Origin of the sequence: Sphingomonas sp. dw_22, from assembly GCF_018449795.1 — a bacterium.
Taxonomy (GTDB): domain Bacteria; phylum Pseudomonadota; class Alphaproteobacteria; order Sphingomonadales; family Sphingomonadaceae; genus Sphingomonas.
The window spans coordinates 12,204-28,343 of sequence record NZ_JAAVVE010000016.1 but is presented as its reverse complement, the minus strand read 5'-3'; the positions used below and the strand labels follow the sequence as shown (position 1 = coordinate 28,343).

At 67.7% G+C, this 16,140-nt stretch carries 18 protein-coding genes; 9 read left to right on the top strand and 9 right to left on the bottom strand.

The genetic code is table 11. From position 1 onward, the window contains the following. Position 1: 1 nt before the first annotated feature. Both HB724_RS09485 and HB724_RS09480 read right to left on the bottom strand, forming a co-directional pair. On the bottom strand, positions 2–526 hold the full coding sequence (locus tag HB724_RS09485; protein ID WP_213980685.1) for a DUF2141 domain-containing protein: 525 nt from the start codon (positions 524–526) through the stop codon (positions 2–4). Next, the gene (locus tag HB724_RS09480) at positions 523–1,470 is read right to left on the bottom strand and encodes a hypothetical protein (RefSeq protein WP_218625135.1); all 948 of its coding nucleotides are present in this window, start codon (positions 1,468–1,470) and stop codon (positions 523–525) included. Before HB724_RS09480 ends, HB724_RS09485 begins: the two co-directional genes overlap by 4 nt. Before the next feature lie 165 nt (positions 1,471–1,635). On the opposite strand from HB724_RS09480, the gene HB724_RS09475 reads away from it, so the two are divergent. Continuing rightward, a complete protein-coding gene (locus HB724_RS09475) occupies positions 1,636–2,724 on the top strand; it encodes a glycosyltransferase (RefSeq protein WP_213980684.1) in 1,089 nt (362 codons plus the stop codon). A gap of 142 nt (positions 2,725–2,866) precedes the next feature. On the opposite strand, the gene HB724_RS09470 is transcribed toward HB724_RS09475, so the two are convergent. The 7 genes from HB724_RS09470 to pyrE all read right to left on the bottom strand — a co-directional run bounded on the left by HB724_RS09470 (position 2,867) and on the right by pyrE (position 9,712). Further along, positions 2,867–4,909 carry a TonB-dependent receptor plug domain-containing protein gene (locus tag HB724_RS09470; protein WP_346344706.1) on the bottom strand — a complete coding sequence of 681 codons (2,043 nt, stop codon included), beginning with the start codon at positions 4,907–4,909 and terminating at the stop codon, positions 2,867–2,869. A gap of 206 nt (positions 4,910–5,115) precedes the next feature. Next, positions 5,116–5,751: a maleylacetoacetate isomerase gene (gene maiA / locus HB724_RS09465; protein ID WP_213980682.1), complete on the bottom strand. Its 636-nt coding sequence runs from the start codon at positions 5,749–5,751 to the stop codon at positions 5,116–5,118. Positions 5,752–5,770: 19 nt separating this feature from the next. Next, a complete protein-coding gene (locus HB724_RS09460) occupies positions 5,771–6,937 on the bottom strand; it encodes an AI-2E family transporter (RefSeq protein ID WP_213980681.1) in 1,167 nt (388 codons plus the stop codon). After that, positions 6,934–7,809: a signal peptidase I gene (lepB, locus tag HB724_RS09455; protein ID WP_213980680.1), complete on the bottom strand. Its 876-nt coding sequence runs from the start codon at positions 7,807–7,809 to the stop codon at positions 6,934–6,936. Before lepB ends, HB724_RS09460 begins: the two co-directional genes overlap by 4 nt. Positions 7,810–7,816: 7 nt before the next feature. Then, positions 7,817–8,227: a holo-ACP synthase gene (acpS, locus tag HB724_RS09450; protein WP_213980679.1), complete on the bottom strand. Its 411-nt coding sequence runs from the start codon at positions 8,225–8,227 to the stop codon at positions 7,817–7,819. Between the two features lie 151 nt (positions 8,228–8,378). After that, positions 8,379–9,134, bottom strand: a complete 756-nt coding sequence (locus tag HB724_RS09445) for a pyridoxine 5'-phosphate synthase (protein WP_213980678.1) — start codon at positions 9,132–9,134, stop codon at positions 8,379–8,381. Further along, entirely contained in the window at positions 9,131–9,712 is a 582-nt protein-coding gene (gene pyrE / locus HB724_RS09440; RefSeq protein ID WP_213980677.1) for an orotate phosphoribosyltransferase, read from the bottom strand. The genes HB724_RS09445 and pyrE overlap by 4 nt, the downstream gene beginning before the upstream one ends. A 171-nt stretch (positions 9,713–9,883) precedes the next feature. Between pyrE and coxB the strand changes: the two genes are divergently transcribed. The 8 genes from coxB (at position 9,884) to HB724_RS09400 (ending at position 16,139) form a co-directional block, all read left to right on the top strand. Beyond that, the gene (gene coxB / locus HB724_RS09435; RefSeq protein ID WP_213980676.1) at positions 9,884–10,948 is read left to right on the top strand and encodes a cytochrome c oxidase subunit II; all 1,065 of its coding nucleotides are present in this window, start codon (positions 9,884–9,886) and stop codon (positions 10,946–10,948) included. Between the two features lies 1 nt (position 10,949). Beyond that, on the top strand, positions 10,950–12,626 hold the full coding sequence (gene ctaD / locus HB724_RS09430) for a cytochrome c oxidase subunit I (RefSeq protein WP_213980675.1): 1,677 nt from the start codon (positions 10,950–10,952) through the stop codon (positions 12,624–12,626). Between the two features lie 136 nt (positions 12,627–12,762). Beyond that, positions 12,763–13,050 carry a hypothetical protein gene (locus HB724_RS09425; protein ID WP_213980674.1) on the top strand — a complete coding sequence of 96 codons (288 nt, stop codon included), beginning with the start codon at positions 12,763–12,765 and terminating at the stop codon, positions 13,048–13,050. Between the two features lie 225 nt (positions 13,051–13,275). After that, positions 13,276–14,181, top strand: a complete 906-nt coding sequence (locus HB724_RS09420) for a heme o synthase (RefSeq protein ID WP_213980673.1) — start codon at positions 13,276–13,278, stop codon at positions 14,179–14,181. Next, the gene (locus tag HB724_RS09415) at positions 14,178–14,333 is read left to right on the top strand and encodes a hypothetical protein (protein WP_213980672.1); all 156 of its coding nucleotides are present in this window, start codon (positions 14,178–14,180) and stop codon (positions 14,331–14,333) included. The genes HB724_RS09420 and HB724_RS09415 overlap by 4 nt, the downstream gene beginning before the upstream one ends. After that, complete coding sequence (locus tag HB724_RS09410; protein WP_213980671.1) at positions 14,330–14,866, top strand: cytochrome c oxidase assembly protein; 537 nt, start codon at positions 14,330–14,332, stop codon at positions 14,864–14,866. The genes HB724_RS09415 and HB724_RS09410 overlap by 4 nt, the downstream gene beginning before the upstream one ends. 32 nt (positions 14,867–14,898) lie before the next feature. Next, entirely contained in the window at positions 14,899–15,735 is an 837-nt protein-coding gene (locus tag HB724_RS09405; protein ID WP_213980670.1) for a cytochrome c oxidase subunit 3, read from the top strand. Between the two features lie 2 nt (positions 15,736–15,737). Next, complete coding sequence (locus HB724_RS09400) at positions 15,738–16,139, top strand: DUF983 domain-containing protein (protein ID WP_213980669.1); 402 nt, start codon at positions 15,738–15,740, stop codon at positions 16,137–16,139. Position 16,140 lies beyond the last annotated feature (1 nt).

Below are 16,140 nucleotides of genomic sequence, written 5' to 3'. Positions count from 1 at the left end.
CTCAGTCGTCGAGCGGGCCGAAGCCGCCCAGGCCGCGCAGATATTGCGCGCGCACCGTCACCGTACCACCGTTTTCAGGAATGTTGACGCGGGCCTGGCCCACCTTGGGCCGGCTGCGCCCGAGGCGCTGGCTGCTGGTGAAGCCGGCGCCGTCCTGCCAGAAATTGAACTTGTTCTTGCCGTCGCGATCATGGGTGAAGAGCAGCGCCCATTGGCCGGCGCTGGGCGCGCGGATGCAGAGCGTCACCGCGCCGGACGGGGGCGTGGCCGCCCAGACGCGGCGGAAGGGCTTGCCCTCCTTCTTCAGGTCGCGATCGTCCTTCAGGAAATCGGCCTCGTTCGCGGGATAGAGCTCCAGCTTCATCCGGCCGGTGCGATCCTTGAGGCCGAGCACGTTGACGTAGAGCCGCGGCCCCGTGCCGGTCGCGCAGGATCCATCCACCGGATCCCGCTGGGCGAGTGCGGGCGCGGCGGGCAGAGCCAGCCCCGCCAGCGCCACCGCGGCAAGAATCTTGAGACTCGTCATGCTTGTTTCCTCGTCAGCAATGCGTGGAGGCTGAAAATCGCGATCAGCGAGACGTGCGCGCACAAGGTGAGCGCGGCGATCAGCGCCATCAGCTCGGACAGCGCCTGGCCCTGGCCGATCACCATGATCGCGAAATTGGCGAACAGCAGCTCCTTGTTGGGCACGAGCGGCAGGCGCCAGGCGAGCAGGCGCGCGGCGGCGAGCAGCAGCCAGATGCCCATCGAGATCTGCGGCATCGCGAAATGCCAGGCGATCGCGATCATCACCGATCCGAAGACGATGCGCAGGCAATGCACGCCGAACACCCACCAGAGCTGGCCCCGGGGCAGCGAGAACACCCGCTTGGAGAAGATCAGGAACGGCAGCGACATCGCGAAGATGACGCCGATCGAGCCCAGCAGGATGCGGAATTCCTTGGGCTGCATCAGGTTGATGCCGAAGGGCAGCGCCAGCGCGACCACGAGCAGCGTGACCGCATTGCCCGCAATCGCGGACAGGATCATCACGTCCTTCACCGCGCCGAACGGCGCCGCCACCATCTGGGTGCGCTGGCGCGCCCAGGCATAGAAATAGGCCTCGCCCGAATAGCCGAACAACACTTCGTTCGAGATGCGCTTCTTGTGGAGCGCGACCATGCCGGAGAGCGGGATCCGCCACAGCCGGCGGAAGATGATGTAATCGAAGGTCGGCGGGCCGAGATAATAGATCGCGAAGGCAAGATAGAAGATCGGATTGGTCGGCACCGCGCGCGACAGGCCCGAGAGCCCCGAATCGAACAGTTCCCGGCCCAGCCCGAAGATCATCAGCAGCGTCAGCGCGCCGCCGAGCAGCATCGGCCAGCGCCGGCGGATCTTCTCCACGGGCTCCAGGCCCGCAAGATCTGGCGCAACCGGGATTGCGGCTTCGACAGCGCTGGTGTTCACCGAAGCCTCACGCCCCTTCATCGTCACTGATTCGATTCCGCTGCCGACACGTTCAACATATTCTTTTATTTTCCGCGTCTTGCCTATTCCACGCTTGCAGGCGCGAGTACGGATCAGGCGAGTTGACAGCGAAATGCGGTTTATTGCGGGGGCGATTTGGACATTAGAAAGGCAATCCGCAAGTCCATGGCCCAGCGCGCCCGACCCGATAAGGCCCTGCATATCCTCAGCTATGCCCAGAGTCTGCGGGGCGGCGGGGTGGAGCGCGCGATGCTGCGGATGGCGGCGGGATGGCTTGGCGAGGGGCGGCGCGTGACGCTGGTGCTGGGTAGCCGCGAGGGTCCGCTGGCGGCCGAATTGCCTGCGGGAATCGCGCTGATCGAGCTGGACAATCCGGCCTATGGCGCGCTCTCCGCCGTCGCCGGGCAGGTGCGGGCGACCGCGCCGGACCTGATCTTCTGCCCCGGCAATCATTATAGCGGAATCGCGGCGCTTACCCGGCTGCGGCTGGGGCGCGGATGCCCGCCGATCGTGGCGAAGGTCTCCAATGCGCTGGTGCGGCCCGAATTGAGCCGGGGCGCGGCGTGGCGATACCGGCGCTGGCTGCGGCTGCATCCGCGCTTCCTCGATCATGTCGTGGCGATGACGCCGGCGATGGCGGCCGAGGCGATCGCCGAGATGCACATGCCGCCGGAGCGGGTGAGCGTGATCGCCAATCCGCCGGCGCTGCCGATGCCGGGCGCGGCTCCGGTGGCGCTGCCGCCGGGGCGCTACATCGTCGGGGTCGGGCGGCTGGAACCGCAGAAGCGCTGGGACCGGCTGATCGCGGCGCTGCCCCGCATCGCGGATAAGGAGGTGGCGCTGCTGCTGATCGGCGAAGGCGGCGCGCGGGCGGCGCTGGAGGCGCAGGTGGCAACATTGGGGCTGGGCGGGCGGGTGACGATGCCGGGGCATGCGGGCGATCCGCTTCCGGCATTGGCCGGCGCGACGGTGGCGGTGCTGACCTCCGACTATGAGGGCGTGCCGGGGGTGCTGCGCGAAGCCCTGTCGCGGGGGACGCCGGTGATCTCGACCGAATCGAGCGTGGCGGTGCGCGAGATCGTGACGGGGCCGGAGCTGGGATCGGTGGTGCCGCGCGAGGATGCGGATGCGCTGGTCGCGGCGCTCGACCATTGGCTGACGCCCGGACGGGCGCGGCCCGCACCGGTGACGGCGGGAGGCGATCCGATTGCGGAATATCTGGCGCTGTTCGACCGGGTGGTTGCCGGCGCCTGATCCCGATCCTCCCCGGCACGGGGAGGGGGACCGCCGCCGAAGGCGGTGGTGGAGGGGGCTCTCCACAGGCGACACCCTTTGCGGCGCTCCCCCTCCACCATGCTTCGCATGGTCCCCCTCCCCGTGCCGGGGAGGATCAGGGCTATAGCCGGTAGCGGAATCCGAACCAGAGCGTGCGCGGCGTCGCACGCTCGACCACGCCGGGGCCGCTGATGCCTGCTTCCACGCGCTCGTCGAACAGGTTCACGCCGCGCGCCTCGGCGATCAGCCCGCCCGCGACCGGCACCGCGATCGTGCCGTCGAGCGTGAAGGCGCCCGCCAGCGTGCGCGTGTTCTGGTCGTCCTCGAACTGCGGGCCGGCATAGCGCGCGGTGAGCGAAATGCCGGCATCGCCCCGGCGCCAGGCGGCGGTGGCCGAGCCCTGGTGCTTCGCGGTCTGGGCCGGGCGCAGGCCGTCGAGCGGGGCGGAGATGCCCGAGGCGTCCACATGCGCGTCGATATAGGCGTAGGAGGCCGACAGGCTGAGCGGGCCGCGGCTCCAGCGGCCATCCAGCTCCAGCCCCTTGGCCTCGACCGCGTCTAGATTCTGGCGGACGCGATAGACTCCCGCCGCCGAGACGAAGCCCACGCCCGGGAAGGTGCCCGGACCGTTGGCGATGGTGACGTTGGCGATCGCGCTGTCGAGCCGGTTCCAATAGCCGGTGGCACGCAGCACGAGGTTCGGCAGCGGGCGGACGTCGAGACCCAGCTCGCCGCCCCACATATGCTCGGGATCAAGTGCGGCATTGGCGGCGGTGGCATCGGCACCGACGCGGAAGGGGCGGTACAGCTCGTTGAGCGTCGGCAGGCGCCAGCCGCGATAGGCCGCGGCGCGCAGCGTCACCGGGCCGGCGGCATAGGCCGCGCCGAGGCGGCCGGTAGCTTCGGTGCCGCTGCGATTGGGGAAGAGGCTGTCGGTGAGCGTGGCGCCGGCGCCGAGCGGCCGCTCGACCAGGCTGCCGTTCGAGATCGTCCAGCGATCGAGCCGGCCGCCGGCGTTGAGCGTGAGGCCGCCCACCTCATAGCTCGCGTCTGCGAAGCCGCCGAAGGTGAGGCTATCGCCGCCCGCTACGCGCTGCCGCGTCGGCTGGCCGGCGACATAGGTATAGAGTTCCTGGGTGCGCCCCGAGACGCGGCGGATGTCGCTGCCCAGCCGCAAGGTTACGCCGCCGCCGACCGACGGGGCGATCTCGATCCGGCCGCCGATGCCGGTGGCGGGCACGTCATATTGATTCAGCGACGGCGTGACCGTGGTGCGCGTATCGTTGATGCTGGCGAACCCGCTCGCGAACTGCCGCGTCTGGAGATAGGCGAGCGCCGACCAGCCCCAGCCGCCACGCTTGACGATCCGCACGCTGGCATCGGCGCCGTCGCTCTTGACCTGGGTGAAATCGACGCCGCGATCGCGGCGGTCGCTGAAGGCGGAGACATTGGTCTGGAGCTCGGCACCGCCGCCCAGATCGACCACGCCGCGCAGCGCAACGCTCGCCTGCTTGTAGGGCGCCGCTCGATCGACGGGGCCGCGATCCTCCTCCACCGTGGGGATGAAGCCGTCGCCCTGGCCATATTGCGCGGCGAGCGTGACGAAGCCGCTGCCAAGCGTCGCCGATCCGACGGCGGTGGCGTCCACGCTGTCACGGCTGCCATAGGCGGCGGCGAGCTGGAGCGGGCCGAGATCGGACGGGGCGCCGCTGGTCAGCTCGATCGTGCCGGCGAGCGCGCCGGGGCCGGCATAGCCGCTGCCGCCGCCGCGGACGATGCGGGCCGAGGCCAGCCGCTCGGGCAGATAGGCGGGAAAGGCCACCCAGCCGCCGAAGGGATCGGTCTGCGGCACGCCGTCGAGCAGCAGCAGCGCGCGGCTGGAGGCGTTGCCGCCGAGGCCGCGCAACGAAATGCCCTGGCTGGTGGGGTGCGCCGAGCTCGAATCGGAGCGGCGGAACTGGGCGAGACCGGCGGCGTCGCGCAGCACGTCCTCCAGCCGGTTGCTGGCATTGTCGGCGAGGCGGTCGCGATCGATCGTGACGACGTCGTAGGCCGCCTCGCCCGGCGGCGCGTCGAGGCCGCGGCCGGTGACGACGATCTCGTCGGTGGCGGGTGGGGTTTTCTGCGCGAAGGCGGGGAGAGGGATGAACGCGATAGCCAGCAATAAGCCCCTCCCCTTTAGGATTGCCGGGTCGGCCATGCCCCCGGCATGGCCTGAACGGCGCGGGGCGCCGTTCACCCGGCAATGGGTTGGGGTGGGGGAGTCATCGCGCGGGCTGGTCTCGGTGAGACTCTGCCCCACCCCCATCCCCTCCCCTGAAGGGGAGGGGTTTGAAGAGGAAAGGAAGGGGCTTGTTGAACCGGAAACCCTCACTTCGGCGCAACCCGGTCGGGATGGGCGGCAGCGAAGGCTTCGACCTTCGCCGCGGCGTAATCGGCGCGGCACAGCTTGGGATAGGGCATCAGGGGCACATCGAACCGCCGGGCGTTGTAGATCTGGGGCACTAGGAACACGTCCGATATGTCCGGCGCATTGCCGCCGAGGAACGGCCCCTCGCCCGCCCCCGAGTCCACCATCGCCTCCAACGCGGCGAAGCCCTGCTCGATCCAGTGGCGGGTCCAGGCATTCCGCTGGAACTCATCGACATGCAGGTCGTGCGCGAGATAGCGCATCACCCGCAGGTTGTTGATCGGGTGGATGTCCGCACCCACCACCAGCGCGCGGGCGAGCGCGGCGGCGCGGGCGTCGGGATCGGCCGGGATCAGCCGCGGCTCGGGGTGGCGCGCGTCGAGCCAGTCGATGATCGCGAGGCTCTGGGTGAGCACCTGCCCCTCCACCTCCAGCGCGGGGACCAGCCCCTGGGGATGGTGGGCGAGATGCTCGGGGCTGTGCTGCTGGTTCTCGAGCAGCATCACCTCGCGCCGTTCATAGGCCAGCCCCTTGAGGTTGAGCGCGATGCGCACGCGATAGCCCGCGGACGAACGGAAATAATCGTGGAGCAGCATCGGTTTCCCCCGGTTCGGCTCAGACGCCTGGGATATCGCCCGGCGGCCCCGCCGGCTCGGCGCCAGGTCCATCGCCGTGCCGGACGCGCCAGCGGAAGCGGCGATGACTGTTCTCCTCCTCCGCCGCCTTGGCCGCGCGCTCCGCCTCGCTCTCCAGCGCGACCTTGATCATCGCGACGATCGGATCGGCGAGCGCGAGACCCAGCACGCCGAACAATGTGCTCGCCAGGATCTGCGACGAGAGCGTGAGCGCCGGCGGCATGTCCACCGTGCGCCGCGCGACCATTGGGATGACGACATAGCCGTCGAAATTCTGGACGCCGAAATAGATGATGATCGCCCAGATGCCCTGTTCCTGACCGGCGCTGAACCCCACCGAGACCATCAGCACGCCCGATACGAACGCGCCGATATTGGGGATGAAGGCCAGCACGCCGGTGATGATGCCGAGCAGCAGCGCCATCGGCACGCCCGCGATCATCAGGAAGAACCAGATCAGCACGCCCTCGATCAGCATGCCGAGCAGGCGGCCGGCGAGCAGGCGGCGCATCGTCGTCGCCATGCGGCTGATCGTCAGCGCGAAGGCGTCGCGCGCATCGACCGGCACCAGCCATTGCAGCCCGCGCTCATAGATGCGCGGCTCCAGCGCCACGAACAGCCCGAGCACGACGATCATGAGGAAGCTGGCGACGCCGCCGACCGCCGACCCGACCGCCGAGGTGAGCCGCCCAACCGATCCCAGCGCCTGCTGGGCCAGCCCGGTCAGGTCCGAGCGGCCGGGCATCAGGCCGAGATCGGAGATCCAGTGCGTGACGCGGTTCGCCTGCACCTCCAGCGTGGCGCGCAATTGCTCTGCCTGCTCGGCGATCTGGACGCCGGTCATGTAGAAAAGCCCGACGAAGAACGCGATCACCAGCAGCACGACGATGACGATGCGCAAGGTGCGCGGGATCGGCAGGATGCGGCCGAGCAGGCGCGCGCCGCCATCGAGCATCGAGGCGAAGACGAGCCCGCCGAAGATGATCAGCAGCGGCTGGATCAGCAGCACGATCAGCGCGACGCCGATGGCGAGGCCGAACCATACCGACGCGCGCTTCAGCTCGGCGCGGACCAGCGGATCGCGCAGCTCGTTCGGCCCCGGCTCCTGGACGATATGGACGGTCTCGGATTCGAGGGGATCGCTCATCGCGCGTTCCGGCTGGGATGGAGCGAGGTGCCGGCGCGGCCGGGGCGGAACGAGGCGGGCCAGGTCAGCGGGTTCCAGGTCGCGCTGCCGTCGAGCGAGAAGGTGATGAATTCGGCGCGGCCGCCGATATTCTCCCAGGGCACGGGGCCGCCCAGCCCGTTCTGGCTGGTGGGAAAGCGGCTGTCGGCACTGTTGTCGCGATTGTCGCCCATCAGGAAGACATGCTCCTTCGGCACACGGGTCTCGGCGAAATTGTCGCCGGGGCTCCAGCCCAGGTCGATCGTGTCGTAGGAGCGGCCGTTGGGCAAGGTCTCGCGGAAGATCGGCAGGCGGCAATGCGCCTTGCCGGCGGCGTCCCTGACCAGCCGGTCGCGATAATTGCCGTCGTCGCAGCGGCTGTTGGCGTCGATGGGGATGTCGCGGTCGCCCATCGCGCGGCGCGGAACGGCGACACCGTTCAGATAGACTACGCCGCTGCGCACCGCGATGCGATCGCCGGGCAGGCCGATCACGCGCTTGATATAATCGGTCTCGGAGCCCGGCGGGGTGACGATCACCACGTCACCGCGCTCGGGCAGGCGGCCGAACAGCCGGCCATGGATGAACGGCAGCAGATGGAAGGTCGGCGTGACGAAGCTGTAGCCATAGGGATATTTGGTCACGACCAGCCGATCGCCCTTGAGCAGCCCCGGCATCATCGATTCGGACGGAATGTAGAAGGGCTTGGCGACCAGGCTGTGGAAGCCGAGCACCGCCAGCACCAGCCAGAAGATGCTGCGCGCCTCCGCCCACCAGTCGGTCCGCGGGCGCGCCTCGCGCCGCTCTTGCTGTTCGTGGGCTTCTTCCGTCAACGCCAGTTCGTCCGCGGCCATGGGGTGTTCAATCCTTGCCCGTCGCCACCGCCTCGATGATTACCATGGCGAATGCCCAGGGATGATCGTCGGTCAACGTCAGATGCAGCTTGGCGACGTGGCCTTCGGGGGTGATGGCGTCAAGCCTTGCCTTGGCCCCGCCGGTGAGCGCCAGGGTAGGCGCGCCGGAAGGCGAATTGACGACACCGATGTCCTTCAGGAACACGCCTTGCTTGAAACCGGTTCCGACGGCCTTGGAAAAGGCTTCCTTGGCGGCGAAGCGTTTCGCCAGCGTTGCCGCGCGGGTGTGGGGCCGGCGCGCGGCCTTTTTCAGCTCGATCTCGGTGAAGGCGCGCTGCTCGAAACGCGCGCCGAAGCGGTCGAGCGAATTCTGGATGCGCTCGATATTGCAGAGGTCCGAGCCGGTGCCGAGGATCATGCGCAGATCCTCCCCGGCACGGGGAGGGGGACCAGCCGAAGGCTGGTGGAGGGGGAGCGCCCCAAGCGACATCCCTCGCGGCGAGCCCCCTCCACCACTCGCTTCGCGAGCGGTCCCCCTCCCCGTACCGGGGAGGATCGGAGAAGTCCGCTCATCTCGCGCTGTCCATCAATCCGCGCATCCGGAGCACCACCGGCACCAGCCCCTCGAAGATCGCCTCGCCGATCAGGAAATGGCCGATGTTCAGTTCCGCAACCTGCGGGATCGCGGCAATAGGGACGACATTGTCGAAGGTGAGGCCATGGCCCGCATGCGGCTCCAGCCCCGCCTTGGCGGCGAGCGCGGCGGCGTCGGCGATGCGTTTCAGCTCCTGGGCGCGGGCATCCTCGGCAAGCTCGCAATAGCGGCCGGTGTGGAGCTCCACGACGGGCGCGCGCAGGCGCAGCGCCGCGTCGATCTGGCGCTCGTCGGGCTCGACGAACAGCGACACGCGGCAGCCGGCGTCGAGCAGCTTCGCGACCATCGGCGCGAGGTGGTTGTGCTGCCCGGCCGCGTCGAGCCCGCCCTCGGTGGTGCGCTCCTCGCGCTTCTCGGGGACGATGCAGACCGCGTGGGGGCGGTGGCGCAGCGCGATCGCCAGCATCTCCTCGGTCGCCGCCATCTCGAGGTTGAGCGGGATCGTCAGCTCGGCGGAGAGGCGGGCGATATCGTCGTCGGTGATGTGGCGGCGATCCTCGCGCAGATGCGCGGTGATGCCGTCGGCGCCGGCCTCCGCCGCGAGCAGCGCCGCGCGGACGGGATCGGGATAGCCGCTGCCGCGCGCGTTCCGCACGGTCGCGACATGATCGATGTTGAGGCCGAGGCGGAGCCTGCCGGGCGCCGCCCCCAGATGCGCCGCGCCGCTCATGCCAGCGCGCGGCTCCCGGGCTTGATCGCGGGGATCGCCGCCAGCTCGGGCGGAAGCTGATCGGCGGGATAGGCCGGCACGTCGAGTCGCGTGAGCGCGACCAGCGGCACGCCGATATCGGCCTTGCCGTTCGAGCGATCGACGATGCAGGCGGCGCCGAGCAGCTCGCCGGGATGCTTGCGGATCGCGGCGATGCACTCGCGCGAGCTGAGCCCGGTCGTCACGATATCCTCGACCATCACGACGCGGGCGCCGGCGGGGATCTCGAAGCCGCGGCGGAGCTGGAACTCGCCGTCCTCGCGCTCGACGAACACGGCCTTGCAGCCCAGCGCCCGCGCGGTCTCATAGCCGGGGATGATGCCGCCGATCGCGGGCGAGACCACCATGTCCACCTGGCCGAAGGTCTCGCGAATCAGCGCGCCCAGCGCGCCGCATACCCGCGCGGTGCGTACCGGATCCTCGAAAATCCGCATCTTCTGGAGGAAGACGGGCGAGCGCAGGCCCGACGAAAGGATGAAATGCCCCTCCAGCAAGGCGCCGGCATCTCGAAACTCGTCCAGGATTGCGTCGCCGCTCAAAGCTCAACTCCATATGCGCAAGGGGTGGCGCCCTCTTAGGAGCCGGCACCCGCGTCCGCAACCGCGCGCAAAAAGCTTGAGATCAGGGTAGAGCCGGGTATAGGCCGCTGACATGGGGGGATTCCCATAAGCCCCGCCTACGGCGCTCCGGGAACAGGGTGAAAACAAACGATGCGCATGCTTGGGTTGACTTCGATTGTCCTGGCAGCCGGGCTCGCGCTCGCCGCGCCGGGCCACGCTCAGAACACCACCACACCGGCTGCAGCCGCCGCCCCGACGACGGAAGCCGCCAAGCCGGCCGACCCGACGCTGGACGCGGCAGGCAAGCCGCTGACCCATGCCACTGCCGGCATCGGCCAGCCCACCAGCGAGGCGATCACCCTGCAGCCGCAGGTGACGCCGAACGGGCTGGAGGCGCACTGGTTCCACAATTCGGTGCTGCTGCCCTTGATCACGATCATTTCGATCTTCGTGCTGCTGCTGCTGCTCTATGTGATCGTCCGCTATCGCCGCGCCGCCAACCCGACGCCGTCGCGCACCAGCCACAACACGATCATCGAGATCGTCTGGACGCTCGTCCCGGTCCTCATCCTGATCGCGATCGCGGTGCCTTCGATCCGGCTGCTCGCCGCGCAGTTCAAGCCGGCGCCCAAGGATGCGATCACGCTGAAGGCGATCGGCAACCAGTGGTTCTGGAGCTACGAATATCCCGATAACGGCGGCATCCAGCTCACCGCGAACATGCTCAAGGAAGCCGATCAGGTCGGCAAGGGCGAGCGCTACCGCACCAATGCCGACGGCCCCCGCCTGCTCGCGACCGACACCCGCGTCGTGCTGCCGGTCGGCGTGCCGATCCGCCTCATCACCACCGCGCAGGACGTGATCCATAGCTGGGCGATGCCTGCCTTCTGGATCAAGCTCGACGCCGTGCCGGGCAAGCTCAACGAGACGAGTTTCGTCATCGAGAAGCCGGGCCTCTATTTCGGCCAATGCTCCGAGCTGTGCGGCGCGCGCCATGCCTATATGCCGATCGCGGTCGAGGCGGTTTCGCCCGAGGTGTTCGCGAAGTGGGTGGCATCGAAGGGCGGCACCATGCCCAGCGCCAAGCCGGCGCCCGCCGCCGAGGCCGCGGCCGGCAACACCGCCGAAGCGACCCTGACCAACGCCGCCGAACCGGCCGCCACCAACGAGACCGCGCCGGCCAACGCCGCCGCCGGCAACAGCACGGGCAACTGAGATGACCGATACCGCCATCCCTTACGCCGCGCATGCCGATCATGCGCACGACCATCACGACGCGGACCACAAGCCGGGCTTCTTCGCCCGCTGGTTCATGTCGACGAACCACAAGGACATCGGCACGCTCTACCTGATCTTCGCGATCTGCGCGGGGATCATCGGCGGCGGCATCTCGGGCCTGATGCGCGCCGAGCTGATGGAGCCGGGCATCCAGTATCTGCCGACCTGGCTGACGATGCTGCACGGCCCCGGCCATTCGTTCGACGACGCGATGCATTTCTGGAACGTGCTCATCACCGCGCACGGCCTCATCATGGTGTTCTTCATGGTGATGCCGGCGATGATCGGCGGCTTCGGCAACTGGTTCGTGCCGATCATGATCGGGGCGCCGGACATGGCCTTTCCGCGCATGAACAACATCTCGTTCTGGCTGCTGATCCCGGCCTTCACCCTGCTGCTCGCCTCGCCCTTCGTCGGCATCGGCGCGGGCACGGGCTGGACGGTCTATGCCCCGCTCTCGACCTATGGCGAGCCGGGGCCGTCGGTCGACATGGCGATCCTGTCGCTCCATCTCGCGGGCGCCAGCTCGATCCTGGGGGCGATCAACTTCATCACCACCATCTTCAACATGCGCGCGCCGGGCATGACCCTGCACAAGATGCCGCTGTTCGTATGGTCGGTGCTCATCACCGCCTTCCTGCTGCTGCTGGCGCTGCCGGTGCTCGCCGCGGCGATCACGATGCTGCTGACCGACCGCAATTTCGGCACGGCCTTCTACGATCCGCAGTACGGCGGCGACCCGATCCTGTACCAGCATCTGTTCTGGTTCTTCGGCCACCCCGAAGTCTACATCATGATCCTGCCGGGCTTCGGCATCGTCAGCCAGATCATCTCGACCTTCAGCCGCAAGCCGGTGTTCGGCTATCTCGGCATGGCCTATGCCATGGTCGCGATCGGCCTGGTCGGCTTCGTCGTGTGGGCGCACCACATGTTCACGACGGGCCTCAGCGTGAACATCAAGATGTACTTCACCGCGGCGACGATGGTGATCGCGGTGCCGACCGGGGTGAAGATCTTCTCGTGGATCGCGACGATGTGGGGCGGATCGATCACCTTCAAGACGCCGATGGTCTGGGCGATCGGCTTCATCTTCATGTTCACCGTCGGCGGCGTGACCGGCGTGGTGCTCGCCAACGGCGGCGTCGACGACTATATGCAGGACACGTATTACGTCGTCGCGCACTTCCACTATGTGCTGTCGCTCGGCGCGGTGTTCTCGCTGTTCGCCGGCTTCTATTACTGGTTCCCGAAGATCACGGGCCGGATGTACAACGAGTTCCTCGGCCAGCTCCATTTCTGGGTGTTCTTCGTCGGCGTGAACCTGATGTTCTTCCCGATGCACTTCCTGGGCCTGCAGGGCATGCCGCGGCGCTACCCCGACTATCCCGACGCCTTCGGCTATTGGAACCATGTCGCCACCGTCGGCTACATGATCATGGCGGCGGGCATGCTGGTGTTCTTCGTGAACATCATCTGGTCGCTGGTCTCGGGCCGCAAGGCGGAGGGCAATCCCTGGGGCGAAGGCGCGACGACGCTCGAATGGACGCTGTCGAGCCCGCCGCCGTTCCACCAGTTCGAGACGCTGCCGGTGATCGACAGCGACTCGCACCACTAAGATCCGCCGAAAGGCGGGAAGCGAAGCGCCCCGGGGGAAACTCCGGGGCGTTTTCTTTTCGCGGCCCCGGCGCGCCGATGCCCCCGCCCGGGCGCTTCAACCGTTGATCGCCCGCAGACTCATCGAAAGGGCAACAATGGACAAATGGCCATATGCGGGCTGGGCCGGCGCCGGGCTGGATGCATGGGCGCTGGGCATGGAGGCTTCCACCGTGATCGGGCTCCGCCTCGCGAAGATGGCGATGGGCGGGCCGGCGGCGAGAAGCGAGGCCTGGCTGATGCTGTCGGAAAAGATGCAGGCCGCAACCGAATTGCAGACCGCGCTGGTCACCGGGCAATTGGGCGCCACGCCGCTCGCCGGCACGCGCAAGGTGCTCAGGCATTATCGCCGGAAGGTGAAGGCGAACCGGAGACGGCTGAGCTAGGGTCGAATTCAGTCGATTGGAATCGGTTTCCCCGGCAAAGGCCGGGGCCCAGTCGCGAGACATTGGAAGTGTCATCCTGCCGTCTCGACTTCGTGGAAACTGGGCCCCGGCCTTCGCCGGGGAAGTGCTTCAATATCGGTGGATCAGACTCTCGGCGCGGCCCCATCCCCTCTTCGCGCCTAGGCCTTTCCCCGGGGGACGCGCGGGCCTATAGCGCCCGCAGCCATGTCTTCCGCGTCCACCCTTTCTCCAAGCCTCCCCGCCGACTGGCGCGATTTCCTCGCGCTCACCAAGCCGCGGGTGATGACGCTCGTCGTCTTCACCGGGCTGTGCGGGATGCTGGCGGCGCCTACCCCGATCCATCCGGTGCTGGGATTCACCGCGATCCTGTGCATCGCGCTGGGCGCGGGCGCGGCAGGGGCGCTCAACCAATGGTATGAGGCCGATCTCGACGCCAAGATGAAGCGGACCCAGCGGCGCCCGCTGCCGGCCGGCCGCATGGAGCGCGAATCGGCGCTGCACTTCGGCGTCGGACTGGCGGGGTTCAGCCTTGTGCTGATGTATTTCGCGGTGAACCTGGCCGCAACGGTCATCCTCGCCGTGTCGATCCTGTTCTACGTCTTCGTTTATACGATCTGGCTCAAGCGCCGGACGCCGCAGAACATCGTCATCGGCGGCGCGGCCGGCGCCTTTCCGCCGCTGATCGGCTGGGCCGCGGCGACGGGGGACGTGGCGACGCTGCCGATCCTCCTCTTCCTGCTGATCTTCCTGTGGACGCCGCCGCATTTCTGGGCGCTCGCGCTGTTCGTGAAGACCGATTACGCCAATGCTGGCGTGCCGATGCTGCCCGTCGTGGCGGGCGAGCGCATCACGCGGCACCAGATCGGCCTCTATTCGATCCCGATGGCCATCGCGGCGATCGCGCCATGGCCGCTGGGGCTGACCGGCCCGGTCTATGGCGTGGTCGCGAGCCTGACCACGGCGGCGTTCCTGGCGCTGGCCGCGCGGGTCGCGCTGCGCACGAGCCAACCGGGCGATGCGATGGCGCCCGAGAAGACCTTGTTCAAATATTCGATCCTCTATCTTTTCGTGGTGTTCGGGGCGCTGGTCGTCGACAGGTGGGTGCAATGAGCGAGCGTAGCGAAATTCCGGCGCCGACCGTCGAGGCGATCCGGGCACGGCAGCGGGCACGGGCGCGCATCATGGCGGTGCTGCTGGGCGTGTTCGTGATCCTGGTCTTCGCGATCTCGATCGTGAAGATCCGGCTCGGGCTCGCGGGGTGATAAGCCGCAACCTGCGCGTCGCGATCCTGGCGGCGATCGGGGTTTGCTCGATGGGCGGGCTGGGTTTCGCCGCCGTGCCGCTCTACCGCATGTTCTGCGAGGCCACCGGGCTCAACGGCACCACGCAGCGCGGACTGCGCGCGCCGGGATCGGTGGGCCAGAAGATCACGATCGCGTTCGACAGCAATGTCAGCCCCAAGCTGCCCTGGAAGTTCGAGCCCGAACGGCGAGCGGACACGATCGACATCGGCGGGCGGGACATGGCCTTCTTCAAGGCGACCAACATGTCGGCCAAGCCCGTCACCGGCACGGCCACGTTCAACGTCACGCCGACGAGCGCGGGCAAATATTTCACCAAGATCCAGTGCTTCTGCTTTACCCAGCAGACGCTTGCCCCCGGCGAAACGGCGCGCATGCCGGTGATCTTCTATGTCGATCCGAAGATCCTGGACGATCCCGATACGCGCGACGTGCAGGAAATCACGTTGTCCTACACATTTTACCCAGTGGATTCCGCCGCGCGGGGCAGCTAAGCATCCCGCAAAACATCGAACGGGGATCGAGCATGGCCGGAGCGAAGAACCACCAATATCACATCCTGCCGCCGAGCATCTGGCCGCTGTTCGGCTCGTTCGCCGCGCTCGTGCTGGCATCGGGCGGCATCATGTGGATGCACAAGATGCCCGCCGCCAATCTGGTGTTCTTCGCCGGCGTGACGCTGGTGGCGATCACGATGTTCGGCTGGTGGTCCAAGGTGATCGAGGAAGCGCATGCCGGCGATCATACGCCGATCGTGCAGCTTCACCTGCGCTACGGCATGATCCTGTTCATCGCCTCCGAAGTGATGTTCTTCGTCGGCTGGTTCTGGGCGTGGTTCGATTTCTCGCTCTTCCCCTCAACGGTCGAGGCTGTGGGCGGCACCTGGCCCCCCAAGGGCATGGAAGTGCTCAACGCCTGGCAGTTCCCGCTGCTCAACACGCTGATCCTGCTCTGCTCGGGCTGCACCGTCACCTGGGCGCACCATAGCCTGATCCATGGCGATCGCGACGGGCTGAAGGCCGGCCTGTGGCTGACGATCCTGCTCGGCATCTCGTTCAGCTGCTTCCAGGCTTACGAGTATATGGAGGCCCCCTTCCCCTTCAAGGCGGCGAGCGAGGGCGGCAGCAGCTATGGCGGCGCCTTCTTCATGGCGACCGGCTTCCACGGCTTCCACGTGATCGTGGGCACGATCTTCCTGATCGTGAACCTGGTGCGCGTCTATAAGGGCGATTTCACCCCCAAGCAGCATTTCGGCTTCGAAGCCGCCGCCTGGTATTGGCACTTCGTCGACGTCGTCTGGCTGTTCCTGTTCGCGTCGATCTATGTCTGGGGTGGCTGGGGCGCTCCCGTCCACGCCGGCTGAGCGTGACCGGACTTCCGACCAACGAAAGCGGGGGAGACGGCGCCGCGCCGCCTCCCCTGATCGATTCCGGGCTCAAGGGATGCTGCCCGCGCTGCGGGGCACGGACGCTGTTCGTGGGCTTCGTCAAGTTCGCCGACAAATGCCCGAATTGCGGACTCGATTTCAGCGCGTTCAACGTGGGCGACGGGCCGGTGGTGTTCCTGACCTTGGGCATCGGCGCGCTCGTCACCGCGATGGCCTTGTGGGTGGAGTTCACCTTCCAGCCGGGACTGCTGATCCATATCCTGCTCTGGGTGCCGATCACGCTGGCGCTGGTGGTGGTGATGCTGCGCTTCTCCAAGGGGCTGCTGCTGGCGCTCGAATATCGCAACAAGGCGCGCGAGGGCCGGATCAAGGATAGCTGAG

Coding starts and splice junctions, on each gene's coding strand:
- HB724_RS09485 (WP_213980685.1), bottom strand. CDS start 526: ATGACGAGTCTCAAGATTCTTGCCGCGGTGGCGCTGGCGGGGCTGGCT.
- HB724_RS09480 (WP_218625135.1), bottom strand. CDS start 1,470: ATGAAGGGGCGTGAGGCTTCGGTGAACACCAGCGCTGTCGAAGCCGCA.
- HB724_RS09475 (WP_213980684.1), top strand. CDS start 1,636: ATGGCCCAGCGCGCCCGACCCGATAAGGCCCTGCATATCCTCAGCTAT.
- maiA (WP_213980682.1), bottom strand. CDS start 5,751: ATGCTGCTCCACGATTATTTCCGTTCGTCCGCGGGCTATCGCGTGCGC.
- HB724_RS09460 (WP_213980681.1), bottom strand. CDS start 6,937: ATGAGCGATCCCCTCGAATCCGAGACCGTCCATATCGTCCAGGAGCCG.
- lepB (WP_213980680.1), bottom strand. CDS start 7,809: ATGGCCGCGGACGAACTGGCGTTGACGGAAGAAGCCCACGAACAGCAA.
- acpS (WP_213980679.1), bottom strand. CDS start 8,227: ATGATCCTCGGCACCGGCTCGGACCTCTGCAATATCGAGCGCATCCAG.
- HB724_RS09445 (WP_213980678.1), bottom strand. CDS start 9,134: ATGAGCGGCGCGGCGCATCTGGGGGCGGCGCCCGGCAGGCTCCGCCTC.
- coxB (WP_213980676.1), top strand. CDS start 9,884: ATGCGCATGCTTGGGTTGACTTCGATTGTCCTGGCAGCCGGGCTCGCG.
- ctaD (WP_213980675.1), top strand. CDS start 10,950: ATGACCGATACCGCCATCCCTTACGCCGCGCATGCCGATCATGCGCAC.
- HB724_RS09425 (WP_213980674.1), top strand. CDS start 12,763: ATGGACAAATGGCCATATGCGGGCTGGGCCGGCGCCGGGCTGGATGCA.
- HB724_RS09420 (WP_213980673.1), top strand. CDS start 13,276: ATGTCTTCCGCGTCCACCCTTTCTCCAAGCCTCCCCGCCGACTGGCGC.
- HB724_RS09415 (WP_213980672.1), top strand. CDS start 14,178: ATGAGCGAGCGTAGCGAAATTCCGGCGCCGACCGTCGAGGCGATCCGG.
- HB724_RS09405 (WP_213980670.1), top strand. CDS start 14,899: ATGGCCGGAGCGAAGAACCACCAATATCACATCCTGCCGCCGAGCATC.